At 67.2% G+C, this 16,445-nt stretch carries 20 protein-coding genes and 1 tRNA gene; 11 read left to right on the top strand and 10 right to left on the bottom strand.

What is annotated here, in order from left to right:
• Positions 1 to 74: 74 nt before the first annotated feature.
• From MKK51_RS16425 to MKK51_RS16400, 6 genes are all read left to right on the top strand, one after another.
• Positions 75 to 1,376: a beta-ketoacyl-ACP synthase gene (locus tag MKK51_RS16425; RefSeq protein WP_243978916.1), complete on the top strand. Its 1,302-nt coding sequence runs from the start codon at positions 75 to 77 to the stop codon at positions 1,374 to 1,376.
• The gene (locus tag MKK51_RS16420; RefSeq protein ID WP_243978915.1) at positions 1,373 to 2,137 is read left to right on the top strand and encodes an SDR family NAD(P)-dependent oxidoreductase; all 765 of its coding nucleotides are present in this window, start codon (positions 1,373 to 1,375) and stop codon (positions 2,135 to 2,137) included. Before MKK51_RS16425 ends, MKK51_RS16420 begins: the two co-directional genes overlap by 4 nt.
• A 13-nt stretch (positions 2,138 to 2,150) precedes the next feature.
• On the top strand, positions 2,151 to 2,426 hold the full coding sequence (locus tag MKK51_RS16415) for an SH3 domain-containing protein (protein WP_243978914.1): 276 nt from the start codon (positions 2,151 to 2,153) through the stop codon (positions 2,424 to 2,426).
• A 291-nt stretch (positions 2,427 to 2,717) separates the two neighbouring features.
• A complete protein-coding gene (locus MKK51_RS16410; RefSeq protein ID WP_243978913.1) occupies positions 2,718 to 3,743 on the top strand; it encodes a zinc-binding dehydrogenase in 1,026 nt (341 codons plus the stop codon).
• Between the two features lie 97 nt (positions 3,744 to 3,840).
• The gene (locus MKK51_RS16405) at positions 3,841 to 4,860 is read left to right on the top strand and encodes a lipid A biosynthesis lauroyl acyltransferase (RefSeq protein ID WP_243978912.1); all 1,020 of its coding nucleotides are present in this window, start codon (positions 3,841 to 3,843) and stop codon (positions 4,858 to 4,860) included.
• A gap of 4 nt (positions 4,861 to 4,864) precedes the next feature.
• Positions 4,865 to 5,614 (top strand): DUF1223 domain-containing protein, encoded by a 750-nt coding sequence (locus MKK51_RS16400; RefSeq protein WP_409565696.1) that lies wholly within the window; start codon positions 4,865 to 4,867, stop codon positions 5,612 to 5,614.
• Positions 5,615 to 5,645: 31 nt separating this feature from the next.
• Here MKK51_RS16400 and MKK51_RS16395 read toward each other — a convergent pair whose 3' ends face one another.
• The 3 genes from MKK51_RS16395 to MKK51_RS16385 all read right to left on the bottom strand — a co-directional run bounded on the left by MKK51_RS16395 (position 5,646) and on the right by MKK51_RS16385 (position 9,070).
• The gene (locus MKK51_RS16395) at positions 5,646 to 6,911 is read right to left on the bottom strand and encodes an aminopeptidase (RefSeq protein WP_243978909.1); all 1,266 of its coding nucleotides are present in this window, start codon (positions 6,909 to 6,911) and stop codon (positions 5,646 to 5,648) included.
• 103 nt (positions 6,912 to 7,014) lie between these two features.
• Positions 7,015 to 7,308, bottom strand: coding sequence for a DUF2218 domain-containing protein (locus MKK51_RS16390; protein ID WP_227435966.1), 294 nt, complete (start codon positions 7,306 to 7,308; stop codon positions 7,015 to 7,017).
• A 316-nt stretch (positions 7,309 to 7,624) separates the two neighbouring features.
• Positions 7,625 to 9,070, bottom strand: a complete 1,446-nt coding sequence (locus MKK51_RS16385; protein ID WP_243978907.1) for an FAD-binding oxidoreductase — start codon at positions 9,068 to 9,070, stop codon at positions 7,625 to 7,627.
• A 169-nt stretch (positions 9,071 to 9,239) separates the two neighbouring features.
• Here MKK51_RS16385 and MKK51_RS16380 point away from each other — a divergent pair, with 169 nt between their 5' ends.
• From MKK51_RS16380 to MKK51_RS16370, 3 genes are all read left to right on the top strand, one after another.
• On the top strand, positions 9,240 to 9,938 hold the full coding sequence (locus tag MKK51_RS16380; protein ID WP_243978905.1) for a fumarylacetoacetate hydrolase family protein: 699 nt from the start codon (positions 9,240 to 9,242) through the stop codon (positions 9,936 to 9,938).
• A complete protein-coding gene (locus MKK51_RS16375) occupies positions 9,935 to 10,414 on the top strand; it encodes an NUDIX domain-containing protein (protein ID WP_243978903.1) in 480 nt (159 codons plus the stop codon). Before MKK51_RS16380 ends, MKK51_RS16375 begins: the two co-directional genes overlap by 4 nt.
• 129 nt (positions 10,415 to 10,543) lie before the next feature.
• Positions 10,544 to 10,618 (top strand) — tRNA-Gly (locus MKK51_RS16370).
• A 333-nt stretch (positions 10,619 to 10,951) separates the two neighbouring features.
• On the opposite strand, the gene MKK51_RS16365 is transcribed toward MKK51_RS16370, so the two are convergent.
• From MKK51_RS16365 to MKK51_RS16335, 7 genes are all read right to left on the bottom strand, one after another.
• The gene (locus MKK51_RS16365; RefSeq protein ID WP_147840866.1) at positions 10,952 to 11,413 is read right to left on the bottom strand and encodes a hypothetical protein; all 462 of its coding nucleotides are present in this window, start codon (positions 11,411 to 11,413) and stop codon (positions 10,952 to 10,954) included.
• Between the two features lie 34 nt (positions 11,414 to 11,447).
• Positions 11,448 to 11,648 carry a hypothetical protein gene (locus MKK51_RS16360; protein WP_243925038.1) on the bottom strand — a complete coding sequence of 67 codons (201 nt, stop codon included), beginning with the start codon at positions 11,646 to 11,648 and terminating at the stop codon, positions 11,448 to 11,450.
• 97 nt (positions 11,649 to 11,745) lie between these two features.
• A complete protein-coding gene (locus MKK51_RS16355) occupies positions 11,746 to 12,537 on the bottom strand; it encodes a hypothetical protein (RefSeq protein WP_147840864.1) in 792 nt (263 codons plus the stop codon).
• Between the two features lie 252 nt (positions 12,538 to 12,789).
• Positions 12,790 to 13,095, bottom strand: coding sequence for a hypothetical protein (locus MKK51_RS16350; RefSeq protein ID WP_147840862.1), 306 nt, complete (start codon positions 13,093 to 13,095; stop codon positions 12,790 to 12,792).
• A complete protein-coding gene (locus MKK51_RS16345; protein ID WP_187275334.1) occupies positions 13,092 to 13,268 on the bottom strand; it encodes a hypothetical protein in 177 nt (58 codons plus the stop codon). Before MKK51_RS16345 ends, MKK51_RS16350 begins: the two co-directional genes overlap by 4 nt.
• Positions 13,265 to 13,624 (bottom strand): hypothetical protein, encoded by a 360-nt coding sequence (locus MKK51_RS16340; RefSeq protein ID WP_147840861.1) that lies wholly within the window; start codon positions 13,622 to 13,624, stop codon positions 13,265 to 13,267. Before MKK51_RS16340 ends, MKK51_RS16345 begins: the two co-directional genes overlap by 4 nt.
• A gap of 299 nt (positions 13,625 to 13,923) precedes the next feature.
• Positions 13,924 to 14,145 (bottom strand): hypothetical protein, encoded by a 222-nt coding sequence (locus MKK51_RS16335; RefSeq protein WP_056251323.1) that lies wholly within the window; start codon positions 14,143 to 14,145, stop codon positions 13,924 to 13,926.
• A 136-nt stretch (positions 14,146 to 14,281) separates the two neighbouring features.
• On the opposite strand from MKK51_RS16335, the gene MKK51_RS16330 reads away from it, so the two are divergent.
• Positions 14,282 to 14,575: a helix-turn-helix domain-containing protein gene (locus tag MKK51_RS16330; protein ID WP_187275333.1), complete on the top strand. Its 294-nt coding sequence runs from the start codon at positions 14,282 to 14,284 to the stop codon at positions 14,573 to 14,575.
• Between the two features lie 186 nt (positions 14,576 to 14,761).
• Positions 14,762 to 16,441, top strand: coding sequence for an AAA family ATPase (locus MKK51_RS16325; protein ID WP_147840859.1), 1,680 nt, complete (start codon positions 14,762 to 14,764; stop codon positions 16,439 to 16,441).
• The last annotated feature ends 4 nt before the right edge of the window (positions 16,442 to 16,445 follow it).

Genomic DNA, 16,445 nt, shown 5'->3' with positions numbered 1-16,445 from the left:
TGATCGATCGGCCCGAAAGTTCGGGGCGGAGCTTCTTCAAGGCCGTTCGGTGGAAACGATAGCAAGACGGCGCGATGACGAATTCCTCTCCCCGCGATTCACAGAGCTTCCGTGATAGCCATGGCCGGCCGCTGGTCGCGGTGACGGGCCTCGGCATCGTGACGTCCCTCGGGCAGGGGCAGGCCGACAATTGGGCCGCCCTCACCGCCGGCCGGTCCGGCATCCACAGCATCGCCCGTTTCCCCACCGACGGCCTGCGCACCCGCATCGCCGGCACGGTGGACTTCCTCGATACCGACCCGCTCGTGGCGCCCGCCCTGTCGCAACGCTTCGCCGAGGAAGCGGCCGAGGAGGCGATCATCCAGTCCTGCATCGGCACGAAGGGCAATTTTCCCGGCGCCCTGTTCATCGCCGTGCCGCCGGTGGAGATGGAATGGCCCCAGCGTCAGTCCCTGGCACAGGCTTCCGGCCAGAACGGGGACATCACCTATTCCGACCTTCAGCGAGCGGCATCGAGCGGACGGTTCGATTCCTGGCACGACCTCTTCATCTTCGCCACCGTGGCCGACAACATCGCCGACCGGTTCGGAACCAAGGGGTCGCCGATCTCGCTCTCCACCGCCTGCTCCTCCGGCGCCACCGCGATCCAACTCGGCGTCGAAGCGATCCGGCGGGGCGAGATGCAGGCGGCTCTGTGCATCGGCACCGATGGTTCGGTAAATCCGGAATCGCTGATTCGCTTCTCACTGCTGTCCGCGCTCTCGACCCAGAACGATCCACCGGAGGGAGCCTCGAAGCCGTTCTCCAAGAATCGCGACGGTTTCGTCATGGGGGAAGGGGCCGCCGCCCTGGTCCTCGAAAACGCTGAGGCCGCGCGGGCGAGGGGCGCGAGGATCCTCGGCTACGTCCTCGGTTGCGGCGAGAAGGGCGACGGCTTCCACCGTACCCGTTCGAGCCCGGACGGGGCGCCCGGTATCGCCGCCATCCGCGCAGCCCTGCACGATGCCGGCACCGGGCCGAATTTGATCGACACGATCAATGCCCATGGCACATCGACGCCGGAGAACGACAAGATGGAAGCGTTGGGCTGCGCCGCCGTCTTCGGTGAACGGATCCGTACCCTGCCGATCTCGTCGAACAAGTCGATGATCGGCCATACGCTGACCGCCGCGGGGGCCATCGAGGCGGTGATCTCGCTCCTGACCATCGCCCATGGCCGCATTCCGCCGACAATCAACTACGTGGTGCCGGACCCGGCACTATCGCTTGACGTGGTGACCAAGGCCCGCGACGCCCGCGTCAGCCGCGTCCTGTCGAATTCCTTCGGCTTCGGCGGGCAGAACACCTGCCTCGTCCTCGGGGACGAGCCCGCATGACGACGGAAACGACCCGCCGCGTTCTCGTCACCGGCGGCGCCTCCGGCCTCGGCTCGGCCATCGTGCGGGCGCTCGTATCTGCCGGCTACGACGTCGCCTTTACCTTTCGCTCATCGGGTGAGGCGGCGGAACGCCTCGTCGCGGAACTCACCCAGGCCAATCCCGTACGGGCGATCACCGCGCACCCTCTCGACCTCGCCGACCGCAATGCCGTGGAGGCTTTCAGCGAAGCCCAGGAGGGGGAAGCGTTCTACGGCTTCGTCCACAATGCCGGCCAATCCTACGATGTGCTGGCCGCGATGATGGCGCAGGACAAGGCCGAGGCAGCGATGCAGGTGAATTTCTGGTCGCTGACCCGCATCGCGAAGGCGCTGGTGCGCGGCATGATCCGTGGACGCTCCGGGCGCATCGTCGCCATCGGTTCGGTGGCGGCCCTTCAGGCCAATCCGGGCAATGCCGCCTATGCGGCGACGAAGGGTGCGTTGATCGCCTATTGCCGGACACTGGCGATCGAATCGGCCAAGCGTGGGGTGACGGTCAACGTCATCGCACCGGGTTTCATCGACACTGAGATGATGGCCCCCTACGCCGCGCACCGTGCCGGCATGGAGAAACAGATTCCCTCCGGACGCTTCGCCAAGACAGAGGAAGTCGCGGCACTGGTGGCCTTCCTCATGGGAGACGGCGCGGCCTACATCACCGGCGCGGTTCTGCCTGTCGATGGCGGGCTGACGGCGATGATGGGCGTCCACCGGACCTGAAACGGATAATCCATTGCGCTTCCGTCTCATCCTGGCGCTGGCTCTGACAACGGCTCCGGCGGTTGCCGAGACCGGCGCCTTCCGCGTCGATGGCCTGCCGCGCGGTGACGCCTTGAGCATCCGAGAGACTCCGGACGCCACGGCGCCCGTGCTCGGCCAAGCACCTGAAGGGGCACGCCTGCGAGGCTTCGGCTGCACAAACGAGACGCCGAGCGGCCTCGCATGGTGCCGGGTCAAGGCCGGCCCGATCCTCGGCTGGGCGCGGCGGCGCTACCTTGCGCCGGATTGAGCCGGGACGGCTTTCAGTCGATAAGGCGGCTAGTGTCTCCCACAAAACTCCCGCCGCACTGTCACGATCAGCGCAAGAACCGACTGTGATCGGGAGTTGTGTGAGGCACTCTTATCCATTCCGATCCCTCATTCCCGAGGTGCCGGAGCATTGCGGAGGCCTCGAAGGAGGGCTCCAGATCGCATGCGGGCCCTGAAAGCCCTCCTTAGAGGCCCTCTGTCGCGGGCACCTCAGGACGCGGTGGTGCGAAGGAGGTTCGGGGTCCGAAACGCCCGACGAGAGACGAGAACGATGCAAGCCCTCCAACTCTTCGGTGACCGCGACCTGCGCCTCGGCGAGGTCGATCCGCCTGCCGCTCCCGGAGCGGGCGAGGTTCAGATCCGCGTGCGCGCGGTGGGCTTGAACTTCATCGATGTCTGGGGCTTTCGCGGCATGGCCTTCGCCAAACGCAAGATGCCGCTCACGGTGGGAGCCGAAGCCTCGGGCGAGATCGTCAGCGTCGGCGAGGGCGTGACGGATCTGCGCGAGGGCGACCGCGTGGTGATGTATGGCGCGCAGACCTGCGGCCGTTGCAAGGCCTGCCGGGAAGGGCGCGACAACCTGTGTGAGGACGTCTCCGGCGTCATGGGTTTCCATATCGACGGGTTCGCGCGCGAGCGCGTCACCATGCCGGCACGTCTCGTGATTAAGGTGCCCAATGGGGTGGGCTTCACCGACGCAGCCTGTGCGCCGATCGCTTTCGGCACCGTTCAGCACATGCTGTTCGACAATGCCAGGCTGGAACCCGGCGAGAGCATCCTCGTCCATGCTGGCGGCTCGGGCATCGGCACCGCCGCGATCAAGATGGCCAAGGCCATTGGCTGCACCGTGTTCACCACGGTGGGCGACGACACCAAGGGCGAGATGGCGAAGGCCCTCGGCGCCGATCACGTGATCAACTACCGGGACGAGCGCTTCGAGGGCGAGGTCCGCCGCCTGACCAAGCGAAAGGGCGTCGATGTGGTGTTCGAGCATGTCGGTCCCGACACTTGGAACGGCTCGCTCCTGTGCCTCAAGCGAGGCGGCCGCCTTGTCACCTGCGGCTCCACCTCCGGCGTCTCCACCACCATGAACCTCATGCAGCTATTCCAGCAGCAATACCGCATTACCGGCTCGTTCGGCTGCTCCATGGCCAACATCCGCCAGTCCCTGTCGAAGATGGCCGACGGGATTACGCCGGTGGTGGATACGGTGCTGCCTCTCGCGAACTTTTCACAGGGGCTGGAACGCTTGGAATCGCGCAAGGTGTTCGGGAAAATCCTTGTGGCGATCGATTGACCTATCGTTGGCGCAAGCATGGCTCGCATTCACCTTAGGCTGCCCCTTCTCCAAAAAATGTTCTACACGAGCAAGATAGCCATTTCCGGATAGTCTCGTGCTGCGTCTTGCCCTCGTCCTGAACCGCCATCTACCCCGGATGGCGGGGATCGCTATGATCCCGTTGGTCCGCTGCCTGTTTTGGCTGGCGCAGATGCTGGGGACCGAGCGAGCGAGCCGGATCGGCGGGGCAATTGCGCGGAGGGTGGGGCCGTTCCTGCCGGCGAACCGCATCGCGTTGGCGAACCTCCGCGCCGCCTACCCCGAGAAGGATGAAGCCGCGATCAGGGGGCTGGCTCACGAGGCCTGGGACAATCTCGGCCGGACGGGGGCGGAATACGCCCATCTCGCCACGCTGTTCGATGTCGACCCCGCCGATCCGGCCAGCCAGCGCATGTCCGTTGCCGGGGCGGAACATTTCGAAGCCTTGCGCGATGACGGCAAGCCGGGACTGATCTTCGCCGCCCACCTCGCCAACTGGGAATTGCCGGCGATCTGCGCCGCTCGCTACGGGCTGGAGGCTACGGCGATTTTTCGGCCGCCCAACGATATCGCATCGGCCCGCCTCGTTGCCGAGGTGCGCCGCGAGACTATGGGCGGGCTAGCGGCGGCGGGGCAGGGCGCTGTGTTCTCGATGCAGGGCGTCGTGGAGCGCGGCGGCCATCTCGGCCAGCTCATCGATCAGCATTTCACCCGCGGCGTGGTGGTCGAGTTCTTTGGACGGCCCGTTCTGGTAAACCCACTGCTCGCCAAGCTCGCCAAGCATTACGAATGCCCCGTCCACGGAGTCCGCGTGGTGCGCAAGGACAACGCCCGCTTCCATCTCGAACTCACCCCACCCCTCGACCTGCCCCGCGATGCCAAGGGCGAGATCGACGTGCAGGGTGCGATGCAGGCGATGACCCGCGTGGTGGAGGAATGGGTCCGGGACAATCCCGGCCAATGGTTGTGGATGCACAGGCGCTGGCGTCCAAACATGTTGCCAAAGCCCAAGGTTGTCCCACCGAAACAGTCGGATCCGTCCACGGCCCATCAAGGCAACGTGACTTCCGTTCCGAGCGAAGGCGCTGTCACATAGGCATATGGGCCGATCCGTTGCATGCCTGCGCCGTTCCGCGCTGAGCCTTCTCGCGCTAACACCTTGCCTCTCGCACATGGCGGCCCCGGCACGCGCCGAGCCGCCCCGCGCGGTGATCGAACTCTTCACCAGCCAAGGCTGCAGCGCCTGCCAGCAGGCCTCGCGGATGATGGGGGACTACGCTCAGCAGCCTGACGTCATCGCCCTGACCCTGCCGGTGACCTACTGGGACTATCTCGGGTGGAAGGACGAGTTCGCGACCCCAGCCTTTACCGAGCGACAGCGCGCGTATGCTCTTAGCCATGGCGAGCGCCAGCTGTTCACACCCCAGGCCATCGTCAACGGCGAGCCCTCCCCGGTCAGGTCGGACCGGGCATTCCTCGACCACAGCCTTCGCACGGCACGGCAGGCGAGCGGCCTCACCGTATCGGTGAAGGCAACGGACCAGGGGGACCGTATCGCCATCGATATCGGCCCCGGACGCGGCACCGGCGAGGTCTGGCTGCTACCCATCCTGCGCAGACACAGGACAGCGGTCGCGCATGGCGAGAACAAGGGGCAGGTGGTGGATTACGTCAACGTGGTGCGCGGGATGCACAGGGTCGGAGCCTGGATGGGCCAGGCCGCGCATTTCGATCTCCCGCGCAACCTCGCTCGTTCGGGCAATGCCGACGGCTATGTCGTCGTTCTGCAAAGCGGGACGCTGGCCCATCCCGCCCGAATTCTTGGCGCAACGAAGGGGCCGGGCTTCTAAGCACGCACGGCCGCTGACGTCCTTCGCTGCCTCAACCGACCCATTCTCCGGCCCGCATCACCGGCACAGCGCGGCCCTCGGCGGTGAGGCCATCGACATCGATCTCGGCTGAGCCGATCATCCAGTCGATATGGATCAGGCTGCGGTTTGCGCCACGTGCCGCAAGGTCATCCTCGCTGAAGCCTTCACCTCCATTGCGGAAGCATTTGCTATAGGCCTGTCCCAGGGCAATGTGGCTCGCAGCATTCTCGTCGTAGAGGGTGTTGTAGAACAGGAGCCCGGAAGCCGAGATGGCGGAGGAGGCCGGCACGAGGGCAACCTCGCCGAGGCGGCGTGAGCCCTCATCTGTGTCGAGCACGCGCGCGAGAACGTCGCCGCCCGTGCGGGCCGTCGCCTCGACGATTCGCCCTTCCTCGAACCGGACACGGATGCCATCGATCAGCGTACCCTGGTAGGACAGGGGCTTGGTGCTGGCCACGTAGCCGTCCACCCTCGACTTGTGTGGCGTGGTGAACACCTCCTCGGTGGGAATGTTGGCGTTGCACAAGATGCCGCTGCGCGAGACGGAGGCACCACCGCACCATTCATGATCGTCGGCGAGGCCGACGGTGAGGTCGGTATCCGGCCCCTGAAACCGCAGAGCCGCGAAGCGATGCTCGTTGAGGATTTTGGTGCGGGCGTGGAGAGCATCGTTATGCGCCGTCCACTGGCCCACCGGATCGGATCCATCGACACGCGACGCTGTGAAGATCGCGTCCCATAGGCGGGCCAGGGCTTCGTCTTCGGGGCAATCCGAGAACACGGTCCGCGCCCAAGGGCGAGTCGCCGCCGAGACGATCGTCCAGTTGGTGGCAAAGTTCGCGATGAGTTCGAGGGCCGGCACATAGGCCTTCGAGCGCGAGCGATTGGCGCGGGCGACCTTCTGTGCATTCTGCCCGGCCAGCAACGATGGATCGTCACCGGCGATCGCGAGCCTAGCGGCTCCGTTGCGGAACGCCTCCGCCATGCCGCTGTAGAGCCAGCCGGCCGCAGTATCGAACGCGTCCTCGGGCGCGTAGGCGAAGCGCGCCAGGGTCGCTGCATCGTCGGAATAGAAGGTGGTCACCAGGGACGCGCCGGCCTTGTAGGCCTCAGCGGTGATTGCGCGGGCGAGGGGCGCGGCTTCGAGCGGCGCCGTCATCACCAATTCCTGGCCATGCTTGAGCCCGAGCCCAATGCGGACCGCCACCTCGGCGAGGCGGCCGATCCGCTCGTCGAAGGAGAGGCCGGTCGTGTCAGCCCGAGTGCTCGTCGTCATCACCCTGTCTCCTTAACTCCACCCCGCATAAGCTGCGGGGACGGCGCTCAGCAAGATCGGCATTCGTGACGGCGATTCAAGCGCGAGGCTCGCAGCGAAGCGGTCAGGCCGCACGCGACCAAGTGATTTCACCGAGATTTTCGCGGAAGGCGAAACGCATCAGATGGTCGGCCACCACGTTTTCGAGGCGGGTCAGACCGGCCGGATCGGGAGTCGCGACGCGCATCAGCAAAGCATCGGCCTCTGCCTGGAACGTGCAGACCCGATCCTCGCCGAACGGCACCGTACCGGCCGCTTCCGTGGCTTCCACGGGGAATTTATGGCTCCAATGGCGGCAGAGCTGCTTCAGGTAGCGGCTTGCCTCGGCGGTAGGAACTCTCGCCTGCGAGGTCGGCATCGTCTGGTCTCCTTCGGTCCCTGAAATCCATGGGCACAGCCGGCGCATGGTCGTCATTTAGCTGTGCAGTCCGTCATCGAGAGCGCAATCCGCCTCTCATGAAGAGGTCAGGACCGTTAACGCCACCATAAGACGCTGCAGCGCACCCATGAAGCAATCTCATTGCAATCACGCTTTAGACCGGGATTCGAAGCCGATTTATGGCGCGTCGCGAAGCGGATTGTGGTCCCTTTTTGTGCGTCGCACAATGGGGCGCGTGAACAACGCGGAGAGTGAGCGGAGCGCCCCTAAGGCGAAGTCACATCCCCTACCACCCTCAATTGGGCGGAAGCGTCTGCGGAGGGTCTGCCGACAACGCGACGACCTTCCCGGGGTTCAGGAGATCCTTTGGATCGAGTGCGAGCTTGAGCCGACGCATCAGGTCCAGAGCGACCGGATCGCCGTAACGGCCGAGTTCATCTCGCTTGATCAGGCCGATGCCGTGCTCGGCGGCAATGGACCCGCCCATGCGATGCACGATGTCGTGAACGATCCTGTTGAAGCGCTCCCATTGCTTCAGAAAGGCGGCCTTTTCCATAGCGGGTGGCTGGCTGAGGTTGAAGTGGATGTTGCCGTCGCCGAAATGCCCGAACGCGCAGACACGCAGGCCCGGCATCTCGGCTTCGCATGCCGCGATCGCCGTATCTAGGAAATCGGCGAGGCACGAGAGCGGCACCGAGACGTCGTGCTTGATCGAGCCGCCTTCGAGCGACTGAACGTCGGACAGGTTTTCGCGAAGCGCCCACAAGCTCGCGTTCTGCATTTCGCTCGATCCGATGACAGCATCCTCTACGAGGCCATCCTCGATGGCAGCGGCAAGCGCCGCCTCGAGACCGTCCAGGGCCTCTGCCCCGGTGCGCGTCGTGGACATCTCGACGAGCACGTAGGCCACGTGATCGCCGGGGAGGGGGCGCTGACATGCAGGCCTGTGTTTCAATACGATGTCGAGGCCGAAGCGCGGAATGTACTCGAATGCCGTCAGGTCCTGTCCAGACGCCCGTTTCAGCCCATCGAACAAGGCCAGAGCGTTCTGCGGGGATGACAGGCCGGCAAAGCCGACTGCCCGTGACGAAGGCCTGGGATAGAGTTTCAGCACCGCAGCCGTGATAACTCCCAGTGTTCCTTCTGATCCAACGAACAGGTGCTTCAGGTCGTAGCCCGCATTGTCCTTGCGCAGTGCGCTCAGCCCGTTCCAGACCCGGCCGTTGGCCAACACCACTTCGAGGCCAAGGACGAGATCACGCATGTTGCCATAGGCGAGAACGCCGGTTCCGCCGGCATTGGTGGCGAGATTACCGCCGACCGTGCATGATCCTTCAGAGGGCAGCGACAGGGGAAACAGCATCCCTTGCTCGTCGGCCGCTGCCTGAACCTCGGCGAGCCGGGCGCCGGCCTCGACGGTGATGCTGGCGCTCAGAGGATCGATAGAGCGGATACGCGAAAGGCGGTTCAGGGACAGGACGATCCCGCCGTGAGGTACTCCGCCCCCGACTAATCCGGTATTGCCGCCCTGGGCGACGATGGCGATTCCGGCCTCGGCACAGGCTGTAACCACGAAGGCGACCTCGCCCGTATCGGCCGGGCGGACGACGGCGAGCGCGCTACCGTGGAAGAGGCCGCGCCATTCCACGAGGTAAGGCGCGATGTCCGCGGGCGCCGTCAGGACATGCTTTTCTCCCAAGCGCCCGACGAGACGAGGGAGGAGATCGGCGGATGCGGTCACGGGAAGCTCGAGGCAGGAGATCGAAAAGGTAACGCGAAGCAGGCGAGGCCGGACCGTCACGATGGCGGCGGCGGGCTCTCCTCCTATGATAAGGATCGTGAACCATCTTTGCAGGGCGCGAATCCGCCCCGCAACCGATCCGAGCAAACCGACAGGGGGCGCACAACCGATGCTGTCCGTGATCCCGAACCCTCCCCGCATCACCCTGCCCATCGTGGGCAGTGAGGACTTTTTCCCCGTGCGCCGCGTCTATTGCGTCGGACGCAACTACGCCGCTCATGCCCGCGAAATGGGGAAGGATCCCGACCGCGAGCCGCCGTTCTTCTTCATGAAACCGGCGGACGCGCTTCAGATCGTCCCGGGGGTGGAGCCGGTGGACCATCCTTATCCGCCGCGCACCGCCAATTACCATTTCGAGGTGGAACTCGTCGCGGCTCTCAGACGCGGCGGGCGGGACATCCCCGCGGCCGAGGCGCTCGATTACGTCTACGGCTATGCCGTTGGTCTCGACATGACCCGGCGCGACGTTCAGGACGAAGCCAAGCGCCTTGCCCGCCCGTGGGATCTTGCCAAATCGGCGGACGCCTCGGCTCCCATCGGACCACTCCACCAAGTCGAAGGTCGCGCACATCCGATGCGCGGTGCCATTGCCCTCTCCGTAGACGACATTCCTCGCCAAACCGGCGACCTGTCGGAAATGATCTGGTCCGTCGCCGACCAGATCGCGCTCCTGTCCACCTATTTCGAGCTCCATCCCGGCGATCTCATCTTCACCGGCACCCCTTCGGGCGTCGGCGCAGTCGAGCGCGGACAGGTGATGGAGGCGGCCATCGAGGGCTTCGGTGCCATTCGCCTCAACGTCGTATGATGGGAAACCTCCTCGACCGGCCGCTCGTCCAGCGGCTGTTCCAGCTTGGCGCCCTCGTCACCCGTGGAATGACCCTTGGCGTGCGTGGCATCGCCCTCGACCCGCGGGGACGCGTCTGCTTGGTACGCCACACCTATGTGGGGGGATGGCACCTGCCCGGCGGGGGCGTCGAAATTGGCGAGAACGCCGTCGAGGCCATGGTTCGCGAATTCCGTGAGGAGGCCGAGATCGTGGTGGAGGCAGCGGATACGCTACGCCTGCACGGCTTTTACCGCAGCACCGCTGCCGCGGGCCGCGACCACATCGCCGTCTACGTTGCTCCCGCCTTCGCCCTCCGCGGATCGAAGGCGCCCGACCGGGAAATCGCGCAGCGCGAGTTTTTTGCTCTCGACGCTCTGCCTGAAGCCACGACGCGAGCCACCCGACAGCGCCTCGATGAAATCATCCATGGGCGCCCTCCGGCGGCAACGTGGTGAGGACGCGGGAAAGTTGCCCGCCGGCAAAAGAACCGCAAAACAGCCCTTGCCACGCCCGTCGGAATGTTGTTTAGAGACGCCGTCCGGGGCCGCCGGCGGATCTTCTCCTCCAGCGGCTCGGCATAGTGAGCGGGTGTAGCTCAGGGGTAGAGCACAACCTTGCCAAGGTTGGGGTCGAGGGTTCGAATCCCTTCGCCCGCTCCAATTCACTCGGACAGATTTGGACGCGATTACAGCGCGTTAGCAGAGGCCACCTTCGGGTGGCCTTTTGCGTTCCTGGGGGTGTGGTCCCGTAATTGGTCCCGAAACGGGCTAAAACTCCGCTCGGGATGGGCCCGGCAGGGTGGAAGGCGATCGGCGGTCCCGATTGAAACGGGGCCGGCCATTCGGTCGCAGGCCGACGCTCTCACGCGCCATGGACAGTCCCAAGCCAGGAATTTCCGACCTCGTGTGCGCTGTCGCACATGGACGGTTTTCAGCCGATCGAGGGATTTCGGCGCCGGCCACCCGGATTCCCGCGGGCGGCTAAATCCTGCGTCAGGGGGCGAGCCTGCCGAGATCCTCAAGGTCCTCCGGATCCGGCGGCGCGAGGATCTCGGGTTGGGCTTCCAGCAGCGGCCCGACCGCGGCCGCGATCTCCCGCTTGTCGAGGAGACGGTAGGCCCCGTCGCGCAGCAGGATGACGGCTGGGGCGGGCTTGAGCTTCTTGGCCCCCTTCTCGGGCGTCAGGTACACGCCGTCGTACCCGGGGGGGCCGGGCTTGAACCACACCACGAGGGCGTCCGGCGTCTGCCGCCTGAACCAATCCGACGTTGCGACCCAGGCCGCGCAGGCCTCCTTGGCCACGCGCTTCCGGTTCACGTTCGACAGCTGGGACGCCAGGAACAGCGCGTGCCCGGCGAGCTCGCCAACCGGCAGGGGCGTGAACACGATCTCGCCGGGGGGAGCGTCGACCCGGGTGAAGGTCTCGATGATGGGTTCGGGTTTGGCGTCGGGCATGTCCGCATGATGCGGGCGAGCCGTTAACCGCCCGTCAGCCGGCGGAGCGGGCGGCCTCCCGGGCCCGGCGCTCCGGACCCAGCTTCCTCGCCAGGTCCGCCGGCCGCTGGGCCCGCACGAAGCCGCGGGAGACCTGCCCCGAGAGCTCGGCCATCTCGATCAGGGCGTCACCAGGCGCCCGCCTCAGGGCGTCCCTCGCGTCGCCGTCGGCGGCCTCCATGTAGGCCCGCTCCATCTCGTCCACGAGGACCTCCATTGATTCGCATATGAGAACGAATGAAGAACAAATTGGTGCGGGAGTCGATCCCTGGACGCGACGTTTCGGCCCTCAGTCAGACGAACCAGCTGACCACCAGTGCGACCCCGATGCCGAGGCCGACCTGCAGAACGGTGGAGCGCAGGCGGTCGATCGCTGCGGTGAGGTTGGCGGCATCCAGGTTGGGGGCGGGATCCGCGGGAGCCTGAGGCGGCGGCCCCTGTTCCGGCACCCCATCATCCTCGTCGACCTTCGGCTGCGGCGCATCGCTCCAGCTGAGATGGCGGACCGTGCCGCGGGCCACCTCTGGGCTCTCGCTCGCGTGGTCCGCGTGGGGAGCCAGATACCAGGTGACCCCGTAGCCGGGCGGCGTGTGCTCATCGCCCTTCATGATCCAGAGATCGAGCTTCACGCCGAGGTGGAACGACGGCATCTCGCCAGCGCGGTAGGCCGCGAGCATCGCGGCCATGTCCATCTCGGGGATCCAGCACTCCAGGAACCAGGCATCCTCGCTCTTGAACTCCCAGTCACCGGCGATGAAGCCGAGCACGCTGGTGAACGGGGTGTAGCCGTTGCCGTCCTCCTGGGGGATGGCGGGCCGGATCGTCACGGGCAAGACCCGGCAGGTGTCGCCCCATCCCGCGAGCCGGACGGTGTCCCTCCGGATCGTGGCCATCCCGGAGATCTGAGGTGTTCGGCTGATGGTCCCGTAGTCCGTGGAGACGGCCTGTCCCATCTTGAGGTTCGAGACCTCGACCCAGAGGGTTCGATAGGGGTCGTGGTGCCACTCTCCCTCGACCTCCGGGATCGCCATCGTCCCGTCCGTAACGATCGATTTCAGCCGCGCGCGCTTGTCCTGTCTCGCCATCTGCCCCCCGAGGTTGAGGCACTCTCGCGGGCTGGCGACGCCCCGTCCAGGGTTCCCGTCCTTAGGCCTGCCTGCGTCCCACGCGGCGCCGGTCGTTGCGGGCCTCCCGCTCCACGGTGTGCCCGATCCACCGGGCGAGCGCGTCCCGGATCCGGGACTCCCGCTCGGCCGGGCCGTCCCCGGGATCCGCGGCGATGATGCACTCGACCGTCCGGGTTGCCCCCCGGGCGAGCTCGTCGATCGTGGACTGCCTCACGGGGTGACCTTCACCAGCGTCAGCCGCGATGCGTTGGCCGCGAGGTGCGACCGCCAGGCCTGCGCGTGCACGCGCCTCGCGAAGCGGACACCGCCAACCTTCTCCGGTATCGCCGAGAGTGGGGGCGGGGGTCCTCCGTTCGGTCCCACCAGTTCCTCGACCGCCTCGCGCAGGACGACCTCCCGCCGGGTCGGCCACATATCGTCGCGAGCCTGTCGGAATGCCTCGTGGTGGCCGGCGAACGTGGCGGCGGCGACGGCGCTCCACCAGAAGGCCTGCTCGGCCGGCCAGTTCCGGATCATCGCGTTCCCACAATCCTGAGGACGATCGCCTGGGGCATCGGGCGCTCGGCGTGACGGGCCATCATCGCCAGCATGGCGAGGCCCTCAGCCTGGTTGAGCAGCAGGGCGGCCGCCTTGTCGACGGCGTCCCGAGCGGCGGCGATCTTTGCCTCGGTGGTCGTTGTCTCGGTCATGCCGCGTCCCTCTTATTCCAGGACCACTCCATCGACGGGGTGAACCTCCGCATCAGGGCGTTCTTCGCGACCCGGACGCGTCCCCGGTTGCGACGCCGGGCGCGTCGGGACAGGGGCTTGCCGATCGAGGGGCGCATCGCCTCGGTGCGGGCCTCCTTCGTCGCCAGGTTCTCCAGGACCTGGCGCCAGAAGTTCGGGAGGAGCTCCCGTGGCATGCCGTGCCGCATGAGAGCGACGTCGCGATCGTACGCCCCACGCTGGGCCTCCAGCAGCGAGGAGGCGGTCCCTATCTCAGGGTGGACCACGGCCATCCGGGGTGGCGCCAGGCGGAAGGGCGTCTCGGTGTAGATGCGCATGGCTCAGGACTTCCGTCCGTTCACGTGAGCCTGGAGACGGCCCAGCCCGGCGCTGATCCAACGGCCGGCGTCGAGCATCCCGAGGGCGAATTCCGCCCCCATGGCCGCCCCCTACCTGGCCGCATGCGCAGCCGCAGGATCTCCCTCCCGCCATGTCCGGCGGGAGATCAGCGCCTCCAGCGTACCGGCCGAGGCGTCGCAGTCGGCTTGAGCCGCCAAGCGCCTGGCTGCCCGCGGGATGGCGTGTGCCGGCAGGCCTGAACGCCGGAGCTGTCGGCGGATGCCGCGCTCAGACTTGGTCATGCCGGCCTCCGTGCCTTGGCCTCGGCCGCCCGGCGCTGCTCGGCGAGCAGGCCGTCGAGGCTGTCCCGGAGCGCCCGGACGAGCGTCATCCCGTCGATGTCGTCGGGGTCCGTGCAGGCCTCGGCCTCGCGCAGGGCGGCCCGCACCGCGGCGATGTCGTCCTCAATCGCGACGTGGCGCTTGGGCGCCTCGCCACCCAGCTCCTTGACCTGCGCCATCCCATTTCCCCCATCGAATCCGTGCAAATGGGAGTCTGCCACGGATCGAAGATTTCCACTGGACGGCGTCCGAAAATTCGCGCAGCCGGCTGAGTCGCAGGGGGTTCCTTGCATGCCGATCAGGTACGCTCAGGGCATGAGCATCTTCGACCTTGGCGAGTCCCTCGCCCTTGCGCGGCGCCACCGCCGGCTCTCGCAGCGGGCCCTTGCGGCCAAGGCCGGCGTCAGCGTCGAGTGGGTGTCCCGCTTCGAGCGCGGTGACAGCATGGAGCCATCGATGCACCGCGTGATGCGATGCCTCCATGTGCTTGGGCTGGACCTGCGGCTGTCGACGTACAACCAGGGCCGGCCCAGCCTCGACGACCTCATCGCGCAGGACGAGGAGGCCGATAGCAGCCCGGCGCTGAAGGCGGCGCTAGGGCTTGGTTAACCCTAGGAACGCGACTCGGTCCGCAACGGCTGCACATAACTTGCACCCTGAGCCGGCTTGGCGCATAACGGCGTCACACCGGAGATGACGTCGATGATCTGCCCTCGCTCGAAACGGATGCCCTGCCTGACCGCCTGAGCCCTGCTCGGCGCGCCCCGCGTGCACTCCCGTTCCAGCGAGATCCCCATGACCGACGACGCCTCTCGGGCGCGCGCCGCTGCCGTCCAGGCCGCCCGTGCCACGCTCCTCGACTCCACCGCCCTGACGGGGCCCCGCCAGCCCGAGGCTCCCATCGGGCCGCGTGCGAAGGCGTTCGGCGGCGAGCACGTGCGGTACGACGCCCGCGTCGACGCCGGCCTGGCTCTCGCCCGGTTCCTCGGCGAGGAGCCCCGGCTCCCGGCCGCGCTAGTCCGGCAGCTCGGGCAGACCCGGCGGGACGTCAGCATCGCCTCCCTGCAGAAGGTGGAGGCGGCGCTGCGCGGGCACGCCAACGCGGAGACCACGTCGGACGCGGGCCGGAACGCCGCGGCGCTGCTGGCGGATGACCTGCTTTTCGCACAGGCGGCGCTGGGGTCCGCCAAGGCGGCGGCGTGCTGCAGCTCGATCTGCTTGCGCCTGGCGCTGGCGTCGGCCTCCAACGGGCATCACGCCGCCGCTTGGCTCGCCCTGCGGAACGCCCTTCGATACTGCGGCGATGCCACGGAGGAGCTGGACGAGGCGGGGTACGTTTCCGAGGACCTGGCCAGCAGCCTGGCGCCGTACGACAACCACGTGGCCCGATTCGCCGAGACGCTCGCGATCATCGCGGCGGCGCACCGGCAGATCGGCATCGAGGAGGACCTCGCCCGCGGTGGCGCCGGCGGCACCGCCAAGGACTGGGTCGACGCGCAGGCGGACGGCCTCGCCGCGCTGGCGCAGCTGGACTGGCCCCTCGGCGACGGAGGCTGGAGGGACCGGGCGGCGCGCGCCACCCCGACGCTCGTCGTCCTAGCCAAGGGGGCCTTGGACCACCTACCCGGTTCCGAGACCACGGGCTCATCGCGGACGTCGCGGGGGTCCACGCCGCGCGCGGAGTTCAACACGCTCGCCGGGGAGGCCCTGCCGCTCGTCCATGGCGTCGATGTCGTGGCCGTCGGCAAGCTGCTCGACGCGCGGTTCCCGTGGTTCACGGACCTCACCGCGCTGCTGCTGCGGGACCTCGCCAACGGGGGTGTAGCCCGGCTGCGGAACACTCTCGCGGTGTCGCCGCCGGGCAGTGGGAAGACGAGCTACCTGCAGGTGTTCTGCGAGGCGGCCGGGATCCCGTGCGTCCTCTACAACGCCGCCGGCGTCGCCGACGCCGCGTTCGGAGGAACCTCGCGCCAGTGGAGCACGGGGCGCGCAAGCGTCCCGTTGCAGACGATCCAGCGGCTCCGCGTCGCCAACCCCGTAATCATCATCGACGAGATCGAGAAGGCGGGTACGAGGTCGGAGAACGGGCGCCTCACGGACTCCCTGATCGCCCTGCTGGAGCCGGTAGGGAGCCGCGCCTTCCACGAGGTCTATCTGGAAACGAACGCCGATCTGAGCGGCACCCAGTTCCTGGCGACGGCCAACGGGACGGGAGCCGTCCCCGGCCCCCTCCTGGACCGCTTCCGCGTCGTGCACGTCGGCCTTCCCAAGGCCGAGGACCTGCCCGTCGCGGCGGCCAACCTCGTCGCCGAGCTCCGCGACGAGCGTGGCCTCGACGCCGGCTGGCTCCCCGACCTCGACGGCGACGAGCTGCATCTGCTGGCGCGCGTGTGGAAGGGGGGCAGCCTGCGCCCGCTCCGCCGCGCCGTGACGACGCTTCTCGACGGCCGCGAGACCCTCGCCCGTCGCCACTGACACC

This window comes from Methylobacterium sp. E-045, from assembly GCF_022829685.1.
Classification (GTDB): Bacteria; Pseudomonadota; Alphaproteobacteria; order Rhizobiales; family Beijerinckiaceae; genus Methylobacterium.
Note: the sequence above shows the minus strand (reverse complement) of the source record. Positions and strands in the feature narration are given on the sequence as shown.

Bases quoted from the DNA above. Each gene is read 5' to 3' on its own strand.
- MKK51_RS16335 (WP_056251323.1), bottom strand. From the start codon at position 14,145: ATGGCGCAGGTCAAGGAGCTGGGTGGCGAGGCGCCCAAGCGCCACGTC.
- MKK51_RS16345 (WP_187275334.1), bottom strand. From the start codon at position 13,268: ATGACCGAGACAACGACCACCGAGGCAAAGATCGCCGCCGCTCGGGAC.
- MKK51_RS16350 (WP_147840862.1), bottom strand. From the start codon at position 13,095: ATGATCCGGAACTGGCCGGCCGAGCAGGCCTTCTGGTGGAGCGCCGTC.
- MKK51_RS16395 (WP_243978909.1), bottom strand. From the start codon at position 6,911: ATGACGACGAGCACTCGGGCTGACACGACCGGCCTCTCCTTCGACGAG.
- MKK51_RS16380 (WP_243978905.1), top strand. From the start codon at position 9,240: ATGCTGTCCGTGATCCCGAACCCTCCCCGCATCACCCTGCCCATCGTG.
- MKK51_RS16425 (WP_243978916.1), top strand. From the start codon at position 75: ATGACGAATTCCTCTCCCCGCGATTCACAGAGCTTCCGTGATAGCCAT.
- MKK51_RS16365 (WP_147840866.1), bottom strand. From the start codon at position 11,413: ATGCCCGACGCCAAACCCGAACCCATCATCGAGACCTTCACCCGGGTC.
- MKK51_RS16355 (WP_147840864.1), bottom strand. From the start codon at position 12,537: ATGGCGAGACAGGACAAGCGCGCGCGGCTGAAATCGATCGTTACGGAC.
- MKK51_RS16420 (WP_243978915.1), top strand. From the start codon at position 1,373: ATGACGACGGAAACGACCCGCCGCGTTCTCGTCACCGGCGGCGCCTCC.
- MKK51_RS16375 (WP_243978903.1), top strand. From the start codon at position 9,935: ATGATGGGAAACCTCCTCGACCGGCCGCTCGTCCAGCGGCTGTTCCAG.
- MKK51_RS16340 (WP_147840861.1), bottom strand. From the start codon at position 13,624: ATGCGCATCTACACCGAGACGCCCTTCCGCCTGGCGCCACCCCGGATG.
- MKK51_RS16390 (WP_227435966.1), bottom strand. From the start codon at position 7,308: ATGCCGACCTCGCAGGCGAGAGTTCCTACCGCCGAGGCAAGCCGCTAC.
- MKK51_RS16330 (WP_187275333.1), top strand. From the start codon at position 14,282: ATGAGCATCTTCGACCTTGGCGAGTCCCTCGCCCTTGCGCGGCGCCAC.
- MKK51_RS16410 (WP_243978913.1), top strand. From the start codon at position 2,718: ATGCAAGCCCTCCAACTCTTCGGTGACCGCGACCTGCGCCTCGGCGAG.
- MKK51_RS16325 (WP_147840859.1), top strand. From the start codon at position 14,762: ATGACCGACGACGCCTCTCGGGCGCGCGCCGCTGCCGTCCAGGCCGCC.
- MKK51_RS16360 (WP_243925038.1), bottom strand. From the start codon at position 11,648: ATGGAGCGGGCCTACATGGAGGCCGCCGACGGCGACGCGAGGGACGCC.
- MKK51_RS16400 (WP_409565696.1), top strand. From the start codon at position 4,865: ATGGGCCGATCCGTTGCATGCCTGCGCCGTTCCGCGCTGAGCCTTCTC.